Here is a 19,247-nt window from a genome sequence, read left to right as displayed (position 1 = left end):
ATGAGAAGAACCAATCCGTTCGACCGGATCATAGTCGTGGGTGGTGGTATCGCGGGACTGGCAACGGCCCTGCACTTGGCGCCGCTTCCGGTGACCCTGCTCGTGGCCTCCCCATTGGGGCAGCACGCCTCCACGCCTCTAGCCCAGGGCGGTATCGCGGCGGCCCTTGGAGCAGACGACGCCCCTGCCCTGCACGCAACTGACACTCTTCAGGCCGGCGCTGGTCTCAGCGATCCTGGTGTCGCGGCTCGTGTCGCAGCCGCCGCGCCTTCCTGCATTGAATGGCTGATTGCTCAAGGCGCCGCTTTTGATCGAACCGTTACAGGTGACGAGTTGATCCTGGGACTGGAGGCTGCTCACTCGCGTCGGCGGATCGTTCATGCCCAGGGTGACCGAACCGGCAAAAGTGTTCTGGACGCCCTCATCCAGGCCGTCAGGAACGCTCCCTCCATCGAGATCCTGGAGGACCACCGCGTCGCGGATCTGGCGCTCGACGCCGATGGCGCGGTGGCCGGTGTGTTCTGCGCCTCTCGGAGATCCGGCGGCAGCGGTGAGCCCGCCCTGATCCCGAGCCGAGCCGTGGTACTGGCGACAGGTGGAATTGGCGGCCTTTATGCACACACCACCAATCCCCTGAGCGCGTTGGGTGGCGGGCTGGCGCTGGCAGCCCATGCGGGGGCTGTCCTGCGCGATCTCGAGTTCGTTCAGTTTCATCCCACGGCCATTGCGGCCTGTCTTGATCCGATGCCGCTGGCAACTGAGGCCCTGCGCGGCGAAGGGGCAAAGCTCGTCAACAGCCGTGGCGAGCGGTTCATGCAAGGCATTTCCGGAGCGGAACTGGCACCTCGTGATGTTGTCGCCCGGGCGATCTTTGCCCAGATCCAAGCAGGGGAGCGCGTGTTCCTCGACACACGGCACGTACTGGGGGAACACATCGCCCAGAAATTCCCGGGCGTGACGGCGCTGTGCCGCGCGGCCGGTCTTGACCCAATTCGTGATCCGATCCCCGTGCGCCCGGCCGCTCATTACCACATGGGCGGAATCAAGGTGGATGATCGGGGCCGCAGTTCTGTCGAAGGGCTCTGGGCTTGCGGTGAAGTATCGTCGACTGGCCTGCATGGGGCGAACCGGTTAGCAAGCAACTCTCTCCTTGAGGCACTGGCCTATGCGGCCTGGATTGCTGACGGCATCAAGGAAATGGAATACCAAACGTCGATGGAACTGCCTCTCTCACCATCTTTTGCTGTGCGACATCGGTCCGTCTCTCATCAGGAGTCTGCGAGTTTGCTGCAGATCCGGTCGGTCATGGATCGACAGGTTGGCGTAATCCGTGAGGAAAGCGGGTTGAAGGACGCGATCTGTGATCTCCGTGCGCGGGTGATTGAAGGGCATTCAGCAGGTGAACGCGACGCTGCCTTGGTGAGCCTGCTGATCGCAATATCAGCATATGCGCGGAGTGAAAGCCGAGGAGCTCATCAGCGGCTGGACCATCCTGATCCTTTGCCAGAGCAGCATACCGAGACGACCCTCGATCAGGCGCTGCACATAGCGGCTGAGATCGACCATGAGACAGCGGCACCTGTCAGGAGAGTGGCATGAAACCGATTGTCACCGCACATGAGATTGTAAGTCCACTCCCGCGCCTGCTGGTGGAGCCCATCGTGCGCGCGGCGTTGCTTGAGGATCTGGGCCGGGCTGGTGACATCACGACGGATGCTGTCATTCCAGCCGAGGCCAGATTGCATGGGGCCATTGTTTCGCGTGAGTCAGGGATTGTCGCCGGCGTGGATGCGGCGGTTCTGGCATTCACCTTGATCGACCCTGCCATCACAGTGGCTGTTGACCGCCCCGACGGCAGCCGGGTGGAACGCGGAGAGGCCGTTCTGCGGGTGGAGGGGCCGGCCCGGAGCATCCTCTCGGCGGAGCGCGTGGCCCTGAACTTGGTCTGCCGGATGTCGGGCATTGCATCGGCGACAGCGGCTCTCGTCGACGCCATTCGGCCTCATGGACATGCCCGGATCGTCTGCACGCGCAAGACCACGCCCGGGTTGCGCTCACTGGAGAAGCATGCCGTCCGGGCGGGCAGAGGAGCCAACCATCGCTTCGGGCTCGATGATGCCGTTCTGATCAAGGACAACCACATCGCCATCGCCGGAGGTGTTCGGCCGGCGCTGGAGCGGGCGCGTGCCACTGTGGGGCATCTCGTCAAAGTCGAGATCGAGGTGGACACCCTCGAGCAGCTGGATGAGGTGCTGGAGGTTGGAACTGACGCCATCCTGCTCGACAACATGAGCCCCGACACCCTCTCGGAGGCGGTGCGGCGGGTGAACCGGCGAGCTATCACGGAAGCCTCTGGCCGAATTACAGTGGCGACAGCACCCGCGATCGCGGCCACCGGCGTGGATTTGATCTCCACCGGTTGGATCACGCACAGCGCACCGATCCTCGACCTTGGTCTGGATGTTGCCTGACGCCGGGCGCTTGGTAGCTCAAAGTGCTCTTCTCACCTTGGATGCGCCGAGCGCCACCGGAACACTCCAGAGGCCGCGGCTCGCTATAGCTCATCCAGGGACAGATGGACGTTAGGCTGGCCTCTGCCCTGATGCTGGAGTGTGGTAGAGTCGGGTTACGGACGTCGATCTGGGAGGCGGGTGATGATCCGAGCCTCGTGCCATACCGCCGATAATGCGCTTGCCCTCGAGTTCGATGCGACGCCTTGGTTTCGCAAGGCCGATCCGCAGAGCATTCAGCACTTGGCTGCACAGGACTGGTCCAGCGTCTGGATTGCCGACGCCCTTGAGACCCAGCCTGGCTACGAGGGGCTGCACAAACTGGTCGAGTATGCGGCCACCCGACTCCGGGAGGAGTCGCTGGAGGACCCTACCTGGGCAGCATTCGACTGCGTCGTCGATCCGTTCGATGCCCAACAATGGCTGGCCGAGAACCGGCCGGAGATCGCAGCCAAGCTCCAGCGCTGACAAACCGTGCCGCGAGGCCCTTGTGCCGAGCGCGGAAAGCCGCCTGTGCAAGTGGCACCAGTGGCAACGAGATCTTTACTGCGCCAATCCTATGGCGGGGGCGATGGTGCACCCGGCATCACACGCGCCATGGCTGAGGATTTGGACGACCTCTCTCAGCTGGGGTGCTTCACTGGCGGGCCCTTCGAGGGGCAGAGCCCGTAGCCGAGTTGTAAACTGCTGCACCGGGATTCGATATGGTTGCTGGTATCCATCCTGTTGGTGCCGCCAGCCAACAGGTCCGGGATCTCTGCCCATGAACGATACGTTGCATTCAGGCCCAACGAAGACGCTTCTGATCGTGTACCATTCGATGACTGGGGGTACCCGTCAGATGGTCGAGGCCAGTGCCCGTGGCGCAGCGTCGGAACCGACCGCGCGCGTCCGCCTGCTTCCGGCGCCGTCTGCTCAGGCGGCCGATCTCCTCGAGGCGGATGGCTGTATCTTCGGCACGCCTGAGAACTTGGCGGCCATGACCGGACTGATGAAGGACTTCTTCGACCGCACCTACTATCCGGCCCTCGATCGCATCAGCGGGCGCCCCTACGCAACGCTGATCTGCGCGGGCAGCGACGGTCACAATGCGGCTCGTCAGGTTGCGCGCATTGCGACGGGATGGCGGCTCAAGGCTATTGCTGATCCGCTGATTGTCTGCACCCACGCGCAGACGCCGGAAGCGATCCTGGCCCCTAAGGTCATCGGTCCAGATGATCTGAAGCGCTGCGAAGAGCTTGGGGCAGCCCTCGCGGCAGGGATGAGTATCGGGGTGTTTTAGAGGCCCCAGGGGAGGACTGTTTCTGCGCCAACCCACGCAGCTACAGATGAGCTTCGCTAAGCCGTGTGAGAGCTGTGGCTGACGCGCAAGGATCTGAACTGCTTGCGCAGTCGTTTGGCCCGAGAGAGCAGGTAACATCGTAATCCAGGCAGTGCGCTGAATGGGCTGCCATCTCAAGAAAAATGTTCTTTCTATAGGACCGGGCTGCAGAGTAAATTATTCTGCAAATGAGCCTGGAAAGAGAAAATTCTGCCTCTCCGCCGAGGAATTCGACACTTCAGGCAGAGTACCCATCACTTCTCTAAGCTACCAGCTCGGCCAACTACTTGACTTTGTTCTTTATAACGAACACTTTCCGCATTGAATTCGACAACTGCCGCCGCCGATGACAATCGGATTACGGGCAACGATATGCATCCCCACATATGGAGACCTATGATGTCCCACTTGGCACAATGGACCGACAGCGAGCTTGCCGATGACACGGTCCGCTCGAGCGGCTCAGCAAGGGGAGCGAACCTCGTGAAGCGGCGCACCTTCCTCGCCTGCGCCGGCATGCTTGCGTCTGCCATGATCGTAGGCCCACAAGCCCTCGCGCAGAAGGCATCGGTCACTGCCCGGGTCGGTGTCATCCCGATCATTGGCACGGCTCCATTGTTCGTGGCGCAGAACGAAGGCTGGCTGAAGCAGGGTGGCCTCGATCTCACCGTCACCACCTTCGAGTCCGGTCCCAACATGATCCAAGCCCTCGCCTCGGGTACGATCGATATTTACGTGGCTGGTGTTGCGCCACTGGCCGTGGCTCGCTCGAAAGGCGTCGACGTGCGCGTCGTTGCGGCAACAGCGACCGCTGAGAACGTATTCGTGGCCTCGCCGAAGCTTGCCAAATATTTCACGCCGGGCACGTCGCATGCTGCTGCGTTCAAGAATTATCGCGCGGCCGAGGGCAAGCCTGCTCGCCTGGCAACTCAGCCGGCAGGCTCAGTGCCGAACACCACCCTGCAATACTGGCTGTGGGAGCAGGCGAAAGCCGACAAGGCGGATGTGGAGATCGTTCCCATGGGGATTGACGCGACCCAGCAAGCCACTCTCGCAGGAGCTGTCGAGGGTGCTACCATTCGCGAGCCGGCCGTTACTATCGTGCAGGGACGTAATCCGGGCATCAAACTGGTGGCTCTGGGCGATGAAATGTTCCCCGGCCAGCCTGGAACAGTGGTCGCTGTGTCAGGAGCATTCCTTGAGAAGAACCCGGAAGCTGTTCAGGCTTTGGTGAGCGGGCTCGTCAAGGCGGCAGAACTCCTCGCCAAAACGCCTGATCGTGCTGTCGCGCCGCTGGAGGCCGCTCTCGGTAAAGGGATCGTGGATAGCGAAACGATCCGCAAGGCCCTCTCTTCACCAGCGACCAAGTTTCAGATCGATCCTCGTTCGATTGTCGAGTCGTCACGCCTCATGCAGGCCTATCAGGTCAAGCTGGGTTCCCTCGACAAGGAACTGCCGTTCGAAGGCTTGTTTGAGCCGCGCTTCTTTGAACGCGCCACCAACAGCAACTAAACCTTTATGCGCCTTCTCCTGCTTTCGTGCGTCGGCCTCCTCGTCTTTCTTGGGTTGTGGGAGGCCGTTCCGCGTCTGGGTCTCGTCAATCCGGCGATGCTGCCTGGTCCCAGTGCAATCCCGACGGCCTTTCTGAAGGAAGTCACAAGTGGGGCTTGGCTGAAAGCCGTTAGCAGCAGCCTCAGCCATTATGTCACGGGTCTGAGCGTCGGTGCCGCACTCGGGGTGGCGCTTGGCATCGTCACGGGCATGTACCGGACTGCGGAAGGCTTCACTGCCTGGGTTGTGCGCGTTCTGCGTCCGATCCCAGGTCTTGCCTGGGTCCCCTTTGCCATCATCTGGTTTGGCGTCAGCACGCCGGCGGCCGTGTTTATCATCTCGGTCGGTGTGTTCTGGATTGTCTACTTCGCGGCTCATGGAGCTATCCGCCATGTCGATCGTGACCTGGTGGAGGTGGCGGAGGCCTTCGGGTTTCATTCCGGCTTGCGCCGCCTGCAGAAGATCCTGCTCCCGGCTGCCGCTCCCGGCATACTGGTGGGCCTGCGCACCGCTCTGGGACAGGCCTGGATGGCCGTGGTGGCAGCTGAAATCTTTGGCGTGAGTGGACTGGGCCAACGCATGATGCAGGCCTCCAGCCTTCTCGCGACCGACGTGGTCGTGGTCTACATGCTGACCATGGCGGCCCTTTACGGCCTGTTCGATACGGCTTTCGTGGCCTTGCAAGGATGGCTGTTGCGATGGAAAGCGTGATCGAGATCCGGGACCTCTCGCTCGCCTTCGAGAGAGCTGGCCAGAAGACGACAGTTCTCGACCGCCTGTCGTTGGATGTGCGCCGCGGCGAGTTCCTCGCCATTGTCGGCCCCTCCGGTGTCGGCAAGTCCACCTTGCTGCGCGTGCTGACAGGGCTTGCCCGTCCCAGCGCCGGCACGTGGCGTGTCGTTGCCAAGAATCCGGAGCGCCGGCCGGTGGCCTTCGTGTTCCAGGACTCCCGGCTGCTACCCTGGCGCCGCGTGATCGCCAATGTGGCTTTCGGTTTGGAGCATCCTCATACGCCCCGTCGTGAGCGCAAGATGAAGGCACAGGATGCGCTCGATTTCGTCGGCTTGAGCCATCTGGCGCAGCGCTGGCCACACGAGCTATCGGGCGGGCAACGCCAGCGTGTTTCCCTGGCCCGGGCTCTCGCGGTTCAGCCCGAGGTTCTGCTCATGGACGAGCCGTTCTCGGCTCTTGACGCCATCACCCGCGAGAGTCTCCAAGACGAACTCATCCGCATCTGGCAGAAGACTGGTAAGACGATCCTGTTCGTGACACACGACATTGATGAGGCTACTTATCTGGCAGATCGAGTGATCGTTCTCTCAGGTTCCCCAGGTCGGATCGTGGCGGAACATCGCATCGACAGCCCGCATCCGCGCCGGCGTCAGGACGCGGCTCTCGCGCAGACCGCGAAAGCCCTGCGTGAGGGCTTGACGTCCGATATCGTCACTGATGGCGGCATGATCTAGCTCGATCTCGGCGCCCTCAGCCATCCCGGAAGATCACACCGTCCAGAATGTCCAGGCCGATCTCCTCGCCGACCCTCAGATTCGTCACAAGCGGAGCCTCGATCTCGAGCTTCGTTCCATCGGCTGGCGACACCTCGATCCGGCGCATGGATCCAAGGCGCCGAACGCCACTGATCATGCCCTGATGATGTCCATGGCCTGCGGGTACCGGCTTCAGATGCCATGGACGGCAATAGAGGCTCGCCGGTCCAATGGTGGCTTTCGGTGCAGCCACGGGAGCAGGCTTCCCATTCACCAACACCCGTCCATCGCGGATTTCGGCGTTGAAGCGAGCGGCCTGGCCGAGAAAAGTCATCACGAACGGTGTCGCGGGATGATCCTGCACATCATCGGGGCTCCCAACCTGCTCGAGATGTCCGCAGTTGAGGACAGCGACCCGATCCGCCAATTCCAGGGCCTCATCCTGATCGTGGGTGACGAAGACCGTTGTCTTGCCGGTGCGCTGGTGGATGTCGCGCAGCCAGGCGCGGAGATCCTTGCGTACCTTGGCGTCGAGAGCTCCGAATGGCTCGTCGAGCAGCAGGACGCGCGGCTCGACGGCGAGCGCCCGCGCTAAGGCAACCCGCTGGCGCTGGCCGCCGGAGAGCTGCGACGGAAACCGGCTCTCATAGCCGGAGAGCTGGACCAGATCGAGCAGTTCGGAGACACGCCGGCGGATCTCGCTCTTGGACGGTCGGGTCGCCCGCTCGCGCACCTGGAGGCCATAGGCGATATTGTCTAAAACGCTCATGTGTTTGAACAGGGCATAGTGCTGGAAGACGAAGCCTACCTGACGCTTCTGCACTGGAAGTGACGTGGCATCCACGCCTCCAAACAGCACCTGCCCGTGATCGGCCTCCACCAATCCGGCAAGGATGCGCAGCAACGTGGTCTTGCCCGAACCCGAAGGGCCGAGCAACGCCAGGAGCTCTCCGGGCTGGACTTCCAGATTCACATCGTGCAGCGCGGCCGAGCCCGCGAAGGTCTTCGTCACACCTGCAATGCGGATATCGACCGTTTGGCTCCGTTCAGCGGTGTGCGCCGTGGGCAAGATCGGCTCCGTGACGCCACTCGAGGAAAGACTTGAGCGCCAAGGTGACGAGGGCGAGGCCAGCGAGGAGCGAGGCGACGGCAAAGGCCGCAACGAAGTTATACTCATTGTAGAGAATCTCCACGTGAAGCGGAATGGTGTTGGTCAAGCCTCGGATGTGGCCCGAGACCACGGAAACCGCGCCGAACTCGCCCATGGCGCGGGCGTTGCACAGCAGGACGCCGTACAGCAGTCCCCATTTGATGTTGGGCAGTGTCACCGTCAGGAACGTACGCCAGCCGCTCGCTCCGAGCGTCAGAGCGGCCTCCTCCTCTGCCGTGCCCTGCTCCTGCATGAGAGGGATGAGCTGGCGCGCCACGAAGGGAAATGTCACGAAGATTGTGGCGAGCACGATGCCCGGCAGCGCGAAGGCGATCTTGATGCCGTGCGTCATGAGCCAAGGCCCGAACAAGCCCTGGGCGCCGAAGAGCAGCAGGTAGATCAGGCCCGACACGACGGGCGAGACGGAAAACGGCAGGTCAATCAGGGTGATCAGAAGGCTCTTGCCCTTGAACTCGAATTTGGCGATCGCCCATGATGCCGTGAGGCCGAACACGAGGTTCAAAGGCACCGCGATTGCCGCAACCGTCAACGTCAGTTGAATTGCCGCCAGCGCATCCGCCTCCTGGAAAGCGGCGAGAAAGCCCCCGATCCCCCGCCTGAAGGCTTCCACGAAGACGACGACGAGTGGCAGTACCAGAAACAGAACCAGGAAGATGAGTGCAACCGCAATGGCCAGCCGTCGGACCAGCTTCTGCTCGGTCACGACACTCCGCTGCGTTGAAACCGGTGGGAGGAGAGCGGCACTGAGATCAGACATGACCGAACCTCCTGCGGCTCCAAGCCTGAAGCAGGTTGATCAGCAAAAGCGCTGAGAACGAGATCGCCAGCATGATGGTCGCGATCACCGTCGCACCGGTATAATCGTATTCCGACAGTTTGATCACGATCAGCAGTGGAGCGATTTCGGAGACATAAGGCAAGTTTCCGGCAATGAAGATGACCGATCCGTATTCTCCGACCGCGCGGGCGAAGGCCAGTGCGAAGCCCGTCAGCACGCCAGGAAGAAGCGGAGGCAGGAGAACCCTCCAAAAGGTGTGCCAGCGGGACGCGCCGAGGGTTGCAGAGGCCTCCTCCAGCTCGTGCTCGATTTCCGTAATCAGCGGCTGCACCGTGCGGACAGTAAAAGGAAGCCCGATGAAGACCAAGGCGATGAAGATGCCTAAGGGCGTATAGGCCACCTTGAGACCCAGAGGCTCAAGAAGCGCACCCACCCACCCATTCGGTGCATATAGGGCGGCCAGTGCAATGCCCGCGACGGCCGTTGGGAGGGCAAAGGGCAAGTCAACAATGGCATCGATGAGCCTGCGGCCAGGAAAGTCGTACCGGGTGAGAACCCATGCAATCAGAAGGCCGAAGAGAGACGCGACGCCGGCTGCGAGAAAGGAGATGTTGAAACTCGTCCTGAGTGCCGCAACGACCCGCGGCTCGGTGGCGGTCGCCACAATGCCCGCGAGTCCAATCCCTGAGGCCTTCACCACCAGCGCGCCGAGTGGCAGCAACACCAGCAGTCCAAGGTAAAGCAGCGTGTAGCCGAGCGTGACGCCGAAGCCCGGCAGCACGCTCGATTGCTTGATCCGCAGAGAGAAGGCAGAGCTCATGGTCAGCGCTTGCTGATCTGATCGAAGAGCCCGCCGGAGTCGAAATTGTTCTTCTGAATGTCGTCCCAGTTGCCCTGCAGGGATTCAATCGTGAACAGCTTCAGGTTTGGCAGAACCGCGAGATCCTCCGGCTTGGCAGCCTCGGTCTTGATCGGCCGGTAATGATGCTTGGCAAAGATCGCCTGAGCCTTGTCGGTATAGAGGAAGCTGAGGAAGGCCTCAGCGACCTTGCGTGTCCCCTTGCCATCCGCATTACCCTCGACGAGAGCAACCGGCGGCTCGGCCAGGATCGACAGCGTCGGCACAACAATCTCGAACTTGTCGCGCCCGAATTCGTCGAGCACGAGGAAGGCTTCGTTCTCCCAAGCCGGCAGAACATCCCCGAGGCCACGCTGCGCGAAGGTCACGGTCGATCCGCGGGCGCCGGTATCGAGCACCGGAACGTTCTTGTAGAGGGCGGTCACGAACTCCTTCGCCTTGTCGGCACTGCCGTCCTTGGTTTGCGAATAGCCCCAGGCTGCCAGGAAATTCCAGCGACCGCCCGCGGAGGTTTTCGGATTGGGCGTGATCACCTGGACGCCTGGCTTTACAAGGTCGCCCCAGTCCTTGATCCCCTTCGGGTTGCCCTTGCGAACCAGAAAGACGACGGTCGACGTATAAGGCAGCGAATTGTTGGGCAGCTTGCTGCGCCAGTCGGCCGGGATCTTCTTCGTCGCTTTCGCGATAGCGTCAATGTCGGACGGAATGCCGAGCGTCACCACATCGGCGTCGATGCCGTCGATCACCGTACGGGCCTGAGCGCCGGATCCGCCGTGGGACGTCCGGATCGTGACGGTCTCACCCGTCCTTGCCTTCCAATCATCCGCAAAGGCCTGATTGATCTCGCGGTAGAGCTCGCGCGTTGGATCGTAGGACACGTTCAGCAACTGCGTCTGAGCCGATGCGGTGCTGGAGAGCGTCAGAAGGCCAGCGCATCCCATGAAAGCCAAACCGATAGCCGGTAGAATGGACCGCAACTGAGAATGTTTTTTCACTCCAGCGACTTCTAGAGAATTGCCATGCATTCCACCCTCCCGGGTTGTGATCGAAGCGAGAGCAGGCAGCAAGCTACCAAGGGCTCTCCGATAGGCAGAGAAATATCCGCTAAAAAGAACAAGTGTCAAATCACCTAAGATAATTACTTTGCTGATTGTCCTCAGTTATACGTTCTTTTGTAGTATAGCGTCACATATTCATAGAATGATGTTCTACGGCATCCGCGTTGACGCAGTATGTTTGTACTAGGGATTGGGCTGTTTAAGTGGGAATAATTTTTATTCGCCCGAGCATTTGCGGCAGAGGCGTTGTTTATGATCCAAGTATGGCCATCATAGACCCGTTTAGAAGATTCTTCCCCAAAAGAAGGCATCACTGGCAAACTCTTTTGTCTTGGGGCGTTCTATAAAAAGAACATTTTTATTGACTCGGTGCACTTGCTATCGGACACTCCGATCCTGCCAGTCGGTGCATTCGCCTGCTTCAAGCGAGCGTTCGACAGGATTTCATGCGCATCAAACGACTGAATTCGAGATGAGGATCGGTAGCGTGTGCGTTGTGACTGGTAGCGAAGCGATGAAACACACGTGATCGGACCAATCGGTTGCACACTGCCTAGTGTTGTGACTCTAACGCTTGTTTCGCACGGGCGACCTTTTCCAGGATAGCTGAGGCCGAGGCGGTCCAGACAAAGGGTCTCGGGTCGGCATTGTGGTGCTCCAGGTAGTCCATGATAGCACTCTCCAGATCGGGCACGCTCGTGAAGGCGCCCCGCCGAATGCGCTCCTGGGTGATCAGGGCAAAGAACCGCTCAACCTGGTTGAGCCATGAGGCCGAGGTCGGCGTGAAGTGCAGGTGGAAGCGCGGATGCTTTTCGAGCCAAGCCTTCACCTTCGGGTGCTTGTGGGTGGCGTAGTTGTCCACGATCAGGTGCAGGTCGAGGCGCTTGTCGGTGTTGCGATGAATGACACGCAGGAAGCGCAGAAACTCCTGATGGCGATGGCGCTTCATGCAGGTGCCCAGGACCGTGCCGGTCGCCACATCAAGAGCGGCAAACAGGGTCGTGGTGCCATGTCGTTTATAGTCGTGCGTCATGGTGCCGGCGCGGCCCTTCTTGAGCGGCAGGCCCGGCTGGGTGCGGTCGAGCGCCTGGATCTGAGACTTTTCATCAACCGCGAGCACCAGGGCTTTGTCCGGTGGATCAAGATACAGGCCGACCACGTCCTGGACCTTCTCGACAAAGTGCTTGTCGGTGGACAGCTTGAAGGTCTTGACCAGGTGCGGCTTGAGGCCGTGGGCGTGCCAGATCCGCTGCACGCTGGTGTGGGACAGGCCTGTGACAGCGGCCATCGAGCGCACGCTCCACTGCGTCGCTCGCGGCGGCTTCTCATGCAGGGTCATGGCGACAACCCGCTGGATCACCGCTGCCGTCAGGGGCTTACGCCCTGGCGGGCGGGTGGCGTCCTTGAGAAGCCCGTCGACGCCCGCCTGCGCATAGCGGCGGCGCCAGCGCCGCACCGTCAGAGTGCTCGTGCCAATGCGGGCGGCCACCTCGGTGGCGCGCAGGCCTTCGCCCGTCAGCAGAACAATCCGAGCCCGCCAGACGACCTTCTGGGGTGTGTTGCGGTCACCGACCAAGCTCTCCAAGCGATCTCGATCAGCGGCGGGAACCTCAATGCGTTCGATCTTGCCCATCAGAGCAGGATTGCACGTCGGATCGGATTTCGGAATCACCCGTCAGTGACAGAACACTAGCACATGCAGCGACCAATCCACGCGTAACGGAGAGAGATCACTGCCATGACACTTCAGATCGGCCAGACGGCTCCAGATTTCGACACGCTGACGACCGAGGGTCGGATCAGCTTCCATGAGTGGATTGGTGACGCCTGGGCGGTTCTGTTCTCCCATCCGAAGAATTTTACGCCGGTCTGTACGACGGAACTGGGCGAGGTGGCGCGGCTCAAGCCTGAGTTCGAGCGCCGTGGCGTCAAGGTCATCGGCTTTTCCGTCGATCCCGTGGAGAAGCACGAGGCCTGGGCGCGCGACATCGAGGAGACACAAGGCGCGGCCGTCAACTATCCGATCATCGGCGATCCCGACCTCAAGATCTCCAAGCTTTACGGTATGCTCCCTGCCCATGCCGGCGAGACATCGGAGGGGCGTACAGCCGCCGACAACCAGACCGTTCGCAATGTCTTCGTCATCGGTCCCGACAAGAAGATCAAGCTCGTTCTCGTCTATCCGATGACCGCGGGCCGCAACTTTGACGAAGTGCTGCGGGTCCTCGACTCGCTACAACTGACGGCTCAACATCGGGTGGCGACCCCAGCGAACTGGAAGCAGGGGGATGATGTGATCATCGCGGGCTCGGTTTCGGACGAGGAGGCCAAGAACCTGTATCCGGGGGGCTGGAAGGCACCGAAGCCTTATCTGCGCATCGTGCCGCAGCCCGCCAAGGCGAACTGATCTGCAATCTCACATGCGAAGCGGGGGGCGAATATCCCTTGCCCCGAATAGGGCGCCGCCAGCGTGATTGCCGGCGGCGTCCAAATACGCTGATGGCCGAGCTGCCGGATGCTCATATCCAAGGAAACTAAATGACCAGCATGAAAGCGCGGGTGTCCTGGGTCGAGGGCATGATGTTCACGGGCGAATCCGGGAGCGGTCATGCGATTGTGCTTGATGGTGCGCCGGAGAACGGTGGCCGCAATGTCGGCATCCGGCCCATGGAACTCATGCTGCTGGGGCTCGCCGGCTGCACGGCGTTCGACGTGGCGCTCATTCTAAAGCGCGGTCGCGAGCCTGTCACCGATTGCGTGGTCGAGGTCGAAGCCGAGCGCGCAGCGACGGATCCGAAGGTCTTTACGACGATCCATCTCACCTACCGCCTGTCCGGACACGGTTTATCGTCGGAAAAGGTCGAACGTGCTATCCAGTTGTCCAAGGACAAGTATTGCTCCGCATCCATCATGCTCGGGCAGGTCGCGGACATCACGCATTCGTGGACTGTCGATCCTCGCCCTACCGCTTAAATTTCCGGAAACGCTCGCCATGACCGTGTCACCGCTCGTTGCAACCAAATGGCTGTCGGATCACCTCGCTGATCCGTCATTTCTGATCGTCGATATCCGTTCGGCGGAGAGCGGCGGCCAGGAGGCCTTCGCGGCCGGGCACATTCCGGGCGCCATTCACAGCGACTACGCCGTTGATGGCTGGCGGATCGCCGAGGGTGGTGCTGGCGGCCTATTACCCGAGGCCAGCCATTTGTCCGCCCTTCTGAGCCGCATCGGCATGACGTCCGAGCATCACGTGGTCATCGTATCGGCGGGTGAAGCCGCTGCCGATTTCAGCGCAGCCGCCCGGGTCTATTGGACTCTCAAAACCATCGGCCACAGCCAGGTGTCGATCCTCGACGGGGGATTCAAAGCGTGGCGGGAATCCGGCGGTCTGGAGGAAACCGGCGTGTCTGCACCAACTGCCAGCCCGCTTTATCCCGTACGGCCCACAGGAAGCTTGCGAGCCGAGATCCATGCTGTCGAGAAGGTTGTTGCCCATGGCGACGCAACGCTGGTCGACGGGCGCTCACAGGCTCAGTTTGACGGGCGGGAGAAGAGCCCGCAGGTTGCACGCGCCGGTCACCTGCCGGGCGCTCTCCACCTGGACCATAGCGGAGCCATCCAGCCGGGGACTGGACGTCTGCGCTCTGTCAAGGAACTCGAGCAATTATTCGAGCAGATTCCCCAAGGGCCCGTGGTCAGCTATTGCAACACCGGCCACCTCGCCTCCACGAACTGGTTTGTCCTCTCGGAGGTGCTCAAACGTCCCGACGTGAGGCTCTATGATGGCTCAATGTCAGAGTGGACCCAGGATCCCGGTCGGCCTGTCGTGACGAACGCGAGCTGACACGGCAACCACTTCAAACGTGCTCAAGAGCCTGCGTCAGGTCCTCGATGAGATCATCGGGATGCTCAAGGCCGACCGAGAGTCGGACCAGACCTTCCGAGACACCCATCTCTGCCCTCTCCTCCGATGTAAAACGCTGGTGCGTCGTCGTCGCCGGGTGGGTGATCAGGCTCTTGGCATCGCCGAGATTGTTGGAGATCCGGATCAGATCGAGGGCATTCAGGAAGCGAAAGGCGCCTGCCTTGCCTCCTTCGATCTCAAGGGCGAGCAGGGTCGAGCCGCCCGTCATCTGCCGGGCGATGATATCAGCCTGCGGGTGATCGGCGCGGCCCGGATAGATCAGGCGGCGGATCTTGGAATGTCCTGCCAAGGCGTCCGCGACGCTAGCCGCCGTCCGGGTCTGACGCTCGACACGCAGGGGCAGCGTTTCCAGGCTCTTCAGAAGCACCCAGGCGTTGAACGGAGACATCGAAGGACCTGTCTGCCGCAACAGCGTATGAATGTGAGCTTGGATCAACTCCTCGGATGCCAGGATCACGCCGCCAAGGCAGCGCCCCTGCCCGTCTATGTGCTTAGTCGCGGAATAGACGACGCAATCGGCTCCGAGTTGCAGCGGCTTCTGCCAGACCGGCGTCGAGAACACGTTGTCCACCACCAGCTTCGCCCCGGCCTGACGGGCAAGCGCGGCGACGGCCTCGATGTCGATGACCTCCAGCGTGGGATTGGCCGGGCTTTCCAGAAAGAAGACCTTCGTCTCAGGCCGTATAGCTTTGCGCCACCCGTCGAGATCGGTTCCGTCAACCAGGGTGGCTGCCACGCCAAACCGGGGCAGGAGCTCAGCGACGACATAGCGGCAGGATCCGAAGAGCGCACGGGCGGCAACGATGTGGTCGCCCGCCTGCAGCAAGCCCATCAGGGCCGCCGTCACGGCGGCCATCCCGGTCGCCGTCGCACGAGCGGACTCGGCTCCTTCGAAGGATGCGATGCGCTGCTCGAACATCGTGACGGTCGGGTTCGAGAACCGGGCATAGAGAAAGCCCGGGCTCTCTCCCTTGAAGCGGGCCTCACAGTCCTCGGCACTGGCATAAACGTGGCCTTGGGTGAGAAACAGCGCTTCGGAGGTCTCGCCGAACTCCGACCGTAGCGTGCCTTCATGAACCAGCCGGGTGTCCGCCTGTAGGGGCCGGGTTCGACGTGAACACTCGCTCATTGTTGTTCCTTCACCTTGGTGGGCTGCTAATCCGCGGCAGCGCAGCAGGCGTTGTCACGATGATTGGTGATTGAGAAAGAGGACCAGCGCCTACTTGGCGCCCGAACTTTGAGGGCCGCCGCCATGGTGGCCGGTTGCAACGGACAGGCCGTAGCGGATGCGGGCCCAGAGGCGCTCATGGCCGTAATAGAGCACGAGCTTGGTCACCACCTCGGTCGCGCCAATGGCTGCGGCTAAGCGGATATCCTGGCTCAGGGCAATTGCCGCGCCTACGGTTGCAACAGACCCGATGATCCGCCATGACATGGCCTTCAGGGCGCTCCGCCGCTTCTGTTCGCCGGTCCATTTGATCCAGGCCAGGGGGGCGTTGTTGCGGGCGACCTGAAGGCTGACCGGCTGCTCGGCCACTGCGCCGTCCACGAGACCGATCGCAACCGTGTCGAAGCTCTCCCGGTCGATGAGAATGAAGCCCCCGGTGCGACGGCTCTCGGTATAGGGATCGAAGGCGACGGGCTGGTCCAGGGCGAGAACCACATGGCCGATGTCGTTGGCTCCCAGCGACGACACGGGCACAGAGGCAAGCGAGGCAAGATCGATCCTCTGACGCACACGGACGACCCTTGCAGGCACTGACGCTGCACCAATCTTCAACAGAAACTGGTCACCTTCCTTCAGGTGCTCTGTCGCCATCCAGAACAGGCGGGCGTCGAGCTTATCGGAGACCTGAGCCTGCCTCTCCAGGGATGCGATGACGTCCCCACGGGAGATGTCCACCTCGTCGGACAGGGTGAGCGTGACGGACTGACCGGCAATGGCCTCATTCAGCTCTCCGTCCATCGTCACGATCTGCGCAACGGATGTCTCCAGTCCAGAGGGCAGGATTCGCACTCGGTCGCCGGACCTGACACGGCCGCTGGTGACAAAGCCGGCAAAGCCGCGAAACTCCGGGTTGGGCCGATTGACCCACTGGACCGGCATGCGGAACGGCTCGGCGTCGGCCTTCTGCTCGACCTCAACGGTTTCGAGATACGAGAGCAGCGTCGGCCCGGCATACCAAACCGTATGCGTCGACGGCTCGACGACGTTGTCGCCGTGCAGAGCCGACAAGGGAATGGCGGCAATCTGATCGAAGCCCAGATTGGCCGAGAAGGTCCGGAACTCCGCACTGATCTGTTTGAATCTCTCCTCGGACCATTCCACGAGGTCCATCTTGTTGATGGCCAGGGCGACATGGCGGATGCCGAGCATCGACACGAGAAGCGCATGACGGCGGGTTTGGCGCGTGAGCCCCTTGCGAGCATCGATGAGCAGGATGGCGACATCGGCGGTCGAGGCGCCTGTTGCCATGTTTCTCGTGTATTGTTCGTGGCCGGGCGTGTCGGCAACGATGAAGGTTCGCCGGTCCGTCGAGAAGAAGCGATAAGCGACGTCGATGGTAATCCCCTGCTCGCGCTCGCTGGCGAGCCCATCCACCAGGAGCGCGAAATCGATGCCCCCGCCCTGCGTTCCATGTTTGCGTGAGTCGTGCTCCAGCGTTGCGAGCTGGTCGTCGTACAGACGCTTGGATTCGTATAGCAGACGACCGATCAGGGTGGACTTGCCATCGTCAACGGAACCGCAGGTGATGAAGCGAAGCAGGCTCTTGCGCTCATGGGCCGCGAGATAGTCTTCCAGCAGGAAGCTGTCAGGTGCGGGACGGACAGTCATCAGAAATAGCCCTCTTGCTTCTTGCGTTCCATGGACGCGGCGGTGTCCTTGTCGATGGCGCGCCCGTGGCGCTCGGACGTACGCGCCTCGAGTGTCTCGCGGATGATGTCCGGGAGAGTGGCGGCCGTGCTCTCCACGGCTCCTGTCAACGGATAGCAGCCGAGTGTCCGGAACCGAACCGATCGCAACTGCGGCTGCTCGCCCGGATGGAGCGGCAGCCTGTCGTCATCGACCATGACAAGCATGCCGTCCCGCTCGACGACAGGTCGTTCCGCTGCGAAGTACAGGGGAACGATCGGAATGTTCTCGCGGTGGATGTAGAGCCAGATGTCGAGTTCGGTCCAGTTCGAAAGCGGAAAGACGCGCAGGCTCTCACCGCGGCGCTTGCGCCCGTTGTAGAGCTGCCAGGGCTCAGGCCGCTGGCGCTTGGGATCCCAGCGATGATGGGCATTGCGCAACGAGAACACCCGTTCCTTCGCCCGTGACTTCTCCTCGTCGCGGCGGGCGCCGCCGAACGCGGCATCGAACCCGTACCGCTCAAGCGCCTGCTTGAGCGCCTGAGTCTTCATGACATCGGTGTGCACTTCCGAGCCGTGGCTGATCGGGCCGATGTTGCGGGCAAGCCCGTCTGGATTGGTGTGCACCAGCAGATCGAGCCCGAGTTCCTTTGCCCGGCGATCCCGGAAGGCGATCATCTCGCGGAACTTCCACGTGGTGTCCACATGTAGAAGCGGAAACGGAGGCTTTGCCGGGTAGAATGCCTTGAGCGCAAGGTGCAGCAGGACCGACGAGTCCTTGCCGATCGAGTACAGCAGGACCGGGTTGTCGCTCTCAGCCACCGCCTCGCGCATGATGTAGATGCTCTCCGCCTCGAGGCGATCGAGATGGGTCAGCCCGGCTTTCGGCAGTTTGCGCTCAAGGGTGGGCCCTTGAGGATGGGGTTGTTGAGCGCGGCGCATAGCACCCTCACGCCACCCGGTCATGGGACGGCTCCTGTGTTGTCTGTGTTGGCACGAGGTGCAGGCCACATTCCTTCTTGCTTTCCTGCTCCCACCACCAGCGGCCCGCACGCTCGGGTTCCCCGAGGCGGACGGCGCGAGTGCAGGGCGCACAGCCGATGGAAGGAAAGCCCTGGTCGTGCAGCGTGTTATATGGAATAGCATTGTCGGCCACGTACCGCACGAGGTCCTGCCGGCTCCAATCCGCCAGGGGATTGAGCTTGATCAGCCCATAGCCGCTATCCTGCACCGCCAATGGCACAGCAGCCCGGAAGGCGGATTGCTCGGCACGCAGGCCTGTGATCCAGCCTGCGGCTCCCGCGAGCGCCCGTCCAAGAGGCTCCACCTTCCTGATGTCACAGCAGGCCTTTCGAGCTTCGACAGAATGACGGAAACCGTTGATGCCTTGGGCCGACACCAGAGCTTCCAGACCAGCCCGATCCGGGCTCACCGCCGAGATCCGGCGTCCGTAGCGGTCCTCCGTCTGCGCCCATACCTCATAGGTCTCAGGGAACAGTCGACCGGTATCGAGGGTGACGAGCTCAACATGAACATCGAGGCCAGCCCGGAAAATGGCGTGGGTGAGCGCCTGATCTTCAAGACCGAAGCTTGTCGTGAACACGATCCGGCCGCCGATTGAACGCGAGGCGAGGATGAGCCGTTCGGCAAGGCTGACGTCCGTCATGGCGCGGGCCAGAACCTCTGCTCCGGCTCCTCCTGAACCCAGATCCATGGAAATTGTCTCCAAAGTGT

19 protein-coding genes are annotated in these 19,247 nt (G+C 61.7%); 10 read left to right on the top strand and 9 right to left on the bottom strand.

Annotation, left to right across the window (positions count from 1 at the left end; translation table 11 throughout):
- The 7 genes from FS320_RS11905 (at nt 1) to FS320_RS11875 (ending at nt 6,848) form a co-directional block, all read left to right on the top strand.
- Nucleotides 1–1,599, top strand: coding sequence for an L-aspartate oxidase (locus FS320_RS11905; RefSeq protein WP_152711723.1), 1,599 nt, complete (start codon nt 1–3; stop codon nt 1,597–1,599).
- Nucleotides 1,596–2,471 (top strand): carboxylating nicotinate-nucleotide diphosphorylase, encoded by an 876-nt coding sequence (nadC, locus tag FS320_RS11900; protein WP_152711721.1) that lies wholly within the window; start codon nt 1,596–1,598, stop codon nt 2,469–2,471. The genes FS320_RS11905 and nadC overlap by 4 nt, the downstream gene beginning before the upstream one ends.
- Nucleotides 2,472–2,654: 183 nt before the next feature.
- Entirely contained in the window at nt 2,655–2,978 is a 324-nt protein-coding gene (locus tag FS320_RS11895; protein WP_152711719.1) for a hypothetical protein, read from the top strand.
- A gap of 295 nt (nt 2,979–3,273) precedes the next feature.
- Nucleotides 3,274–3,792 (top strand): flavodoxin family protein, encoded by a 519-nt coding sequence (locus FS320_RS11890; protein ID WP_152711717.1) that lies wholly within the window; start codon nt 3,274–3,276, stop codon nt 3,790–3,792.
- A gap of 555 nt (nt 3,793–4,347) precedes the next feature.
- On the top strand, nt 4,348–5,343 hold the full coding sequence (locus tag FS320_RS11885; protein WP_152711743.1) for an ABC transporter substrate-binding protein: 996 nt from the start codon (nt 4,348–4,350) through the stop codon (nt 5,341–5,343).
- Between the two features lie 6 nt (nt 5,344–5,349).
- The gene (locus tag FS320_RS11880; RefSeq protein WP_152711715.1) at nt 5,350–6,093 is read left to right on the top strand and encodes an ABC transporter permease; all 744 of its coding nucleotides are present in this window, start codon (nt 5,350–5,352) and stop codon (nt 6,091–6,093) included.
- A complete protein-coding gene (locus FS320_RS11875) occupies nt 6,081–6,848 on the top strand; it encodes an ABC transporter ATP-binding protein (RefSeq protein WP_152711713.1) in 768 nt (255 codons plus the stop codon). The genes FS320_RS11880 and FS320_RS11875 overlap by 13 nt, the downstream gene beginning before the upstream one ends.
- Nucleotides 6,849–6,864: 16 nt before the next feature.
- Here the strand turns inward: FS320_RS11875 and FS320_RS11870 are convergent, their stop codons facing one another.
- From FS320_RS11870 to FS320_RS11850, 5 genes are all read right to left on the bottom strand, one after another.
- Nucleotides 6,865–7,938 (bottom strand): sulfate/molybdate ABC transporter ATP-binding protein, encoded by a 1,074-nt coding sequence (locus tag FS320_RS11870; protein WP_152711711.1) that lies wholly within the window; start codon nt 7,936–7,938, stop codon nt 6,865–6,867.
- Entirely contained in the window at nt 7,916–8,797 is an 882-nt protein-coding gene (cysW, locus tag FS320_RS11865) for a sulfate ABC transporter permease subunit CysW (protein WP_152711709.1), read from the bottom strand. The genes FS320_RS11870 and cysW overlap by 23 nt, the downstream gene beginning before the upstream one ends.
- Nucleotides 8,790–9,638, bottom strand: coding sequence for a sulfate ABC transporter permease subunit CysT (gene cysT / locus FS320_RS11860; RefSeq protein ID WP_152711707.1), 849 nt, complete (start codon nt 9,636–9,638; stop codon nt 8,790–8,792). Before cysT ends, cysW begins: the two co-directional genes overlap by 8 nt.
- A gap of 2 nt (nt 9,639–9,640) precedes the next feature.
- Complete coding sequence (locus FS320_RS11855; protein WP_192926276.1) at nt 9,641–10,618, bottom strand: sulfate ABC transporter substrate-binding protein; 978 nt, start codon at nt 10,616–10,618, stop codon at nt 9,641–9,643.
- Nucleotides 10,619–11,288: 670 nt separating this feature from the next.
- Nucleotides 11,289–12,368: an IS630 family transposase gene (locus FS320_RS11850; protein ID WP_152711703.1), complete on the bottom strand. Its 1,080-nt coding sequence runs from the start codon at nt 12,366–12,368 to the stop codon at nt 11,289–11,291.
- Between the two features lie 105 nt (nt 12,369–12,473).
- On the opposite strand from FS320_RS11850, the gene FS320_RS11845 reads away from it, so the two are divergent.
- The 3 genes from FS320_RS11845 (at nt 12,474) to FS320_RS11835 (ending at nt 14,579) form a co-directional block, all read left to right on the top strand.
- Complete coding sequence (locus FS320_RS11845; RefSeq protein WP_152711702.1) at nt 12,474–13,142, top strand: peroxiredoxin; 669 nt, start codon at nt 12,474–12,476, stop codon at nt 13,140–13,142.
- Nucleotides 13,143–13,273: 131 nt separating this feature from the next.
- Nucleotides 13,274–13,708 carry an OsmC family protein gene (locus tag FS320_RS11840; protein ID WP_425294298.1) on the top strand — a complete coding sequence of 145 codons (435 nt, stop codon included), beginning with the start codon at nt 13,274–13,276 and terminating at the stop codon, nt 13,706–13,708.
- 19 nt (nt 13,709–13,727) lie between these two features.
- On the top strand, nt 13,728–14,579 hold the full coding sequence (locus FS320_RS11835; RefSeq protein WP_152711700.1) for a sulfurtransferase: 852 nt from the start codon (nt 13,728–13,730) through the stop codon (nt 14,577–14,579).
- A gap of 13 nt (nt 14,580–14,592) precedes the next feature.
- On the opposite strand, the gene FS320_RS11830 is transcribed toward FS320_RS11835, so the two are convergent.
- The 4 genes from FS320_RS11830 to FS320_RS11815 all read right to left on the bottom strand — a co-directional run bounded on the left by FS320_RS11830 (nt 14,593) and on the right by FS320_RS11815 (nt 19,227).
- Nucleotides 14,593–15,789 (bottom strand): O-succinylhomoserine sulfhydrylase, encoded by a 1,197-nt coding sequence (locus FS320_RS11830; RefSeq protein WP_152711698.1) that lies wholly within the window; start codon nt 15,787–15,789, stop codon nt 14,593–14,595.
- A gap of 90 nt (nt 15,790–15,879) precedes the next feature.
- The gene (gene cysN / locus FS320_RS11825) at nt 15,880–17,496 is read right to left on the bottom strand and encodes a sulfate adenylyltransferase subunit CysN (RefSeq protein WP_152711696.1); all 1,617 of its coding nucleotides are present in this window, start codon (nt 17,494–17,496) and stop codon (nt 15,880–15,882) included.
- On the bottom strand, nt 17,496–18,479 hold the full coding sequence (gene cysD / locus FS320_RS11820; protein WP_274597169.1) for a sulfate adenylyltransferase subunit CysD: 984 nt from the start codon (nt 18,477–18,479) through the stop codon (nt 17,496–17,498). Before cysD ends, cysN begins: the two co-directional genes overlap by 1 nt.
- The gene (locus tag FS320_RS11815; RefSeq protein WP_152711694.1) at nt 18,463–19,227 is read right to left on the bottom strand and encodes a phosphoadenylyl-sulfate reductase; all 765 of its coding nucleotides are present in this window, start codon (nt 19,225–19,227) and stop codon (nt 18,463–18,465) included. Before FS320_RS11815 ends, cysD begins: the two co-directional genes overlap by 17 nt.
- Nucleotides 19,228–19,247 lie beyond the last annotated feature (20 nt).

Origin of the sequence: Microvirga tunisiensis, assembly GCF_009296175.1 — a bacterium.
In the GTDB taxonomy this organism is placed as follows: domain Bacteria; phylum Pseudomonadota; class Alphaproteobacteria; order Rhizobiales; family Beijerinckiaceae; genus Microvirga; species Microvirga tunisiensis.
This window is presented reverse-complemented; position numbering and strand designations above follow the sequence as displayed.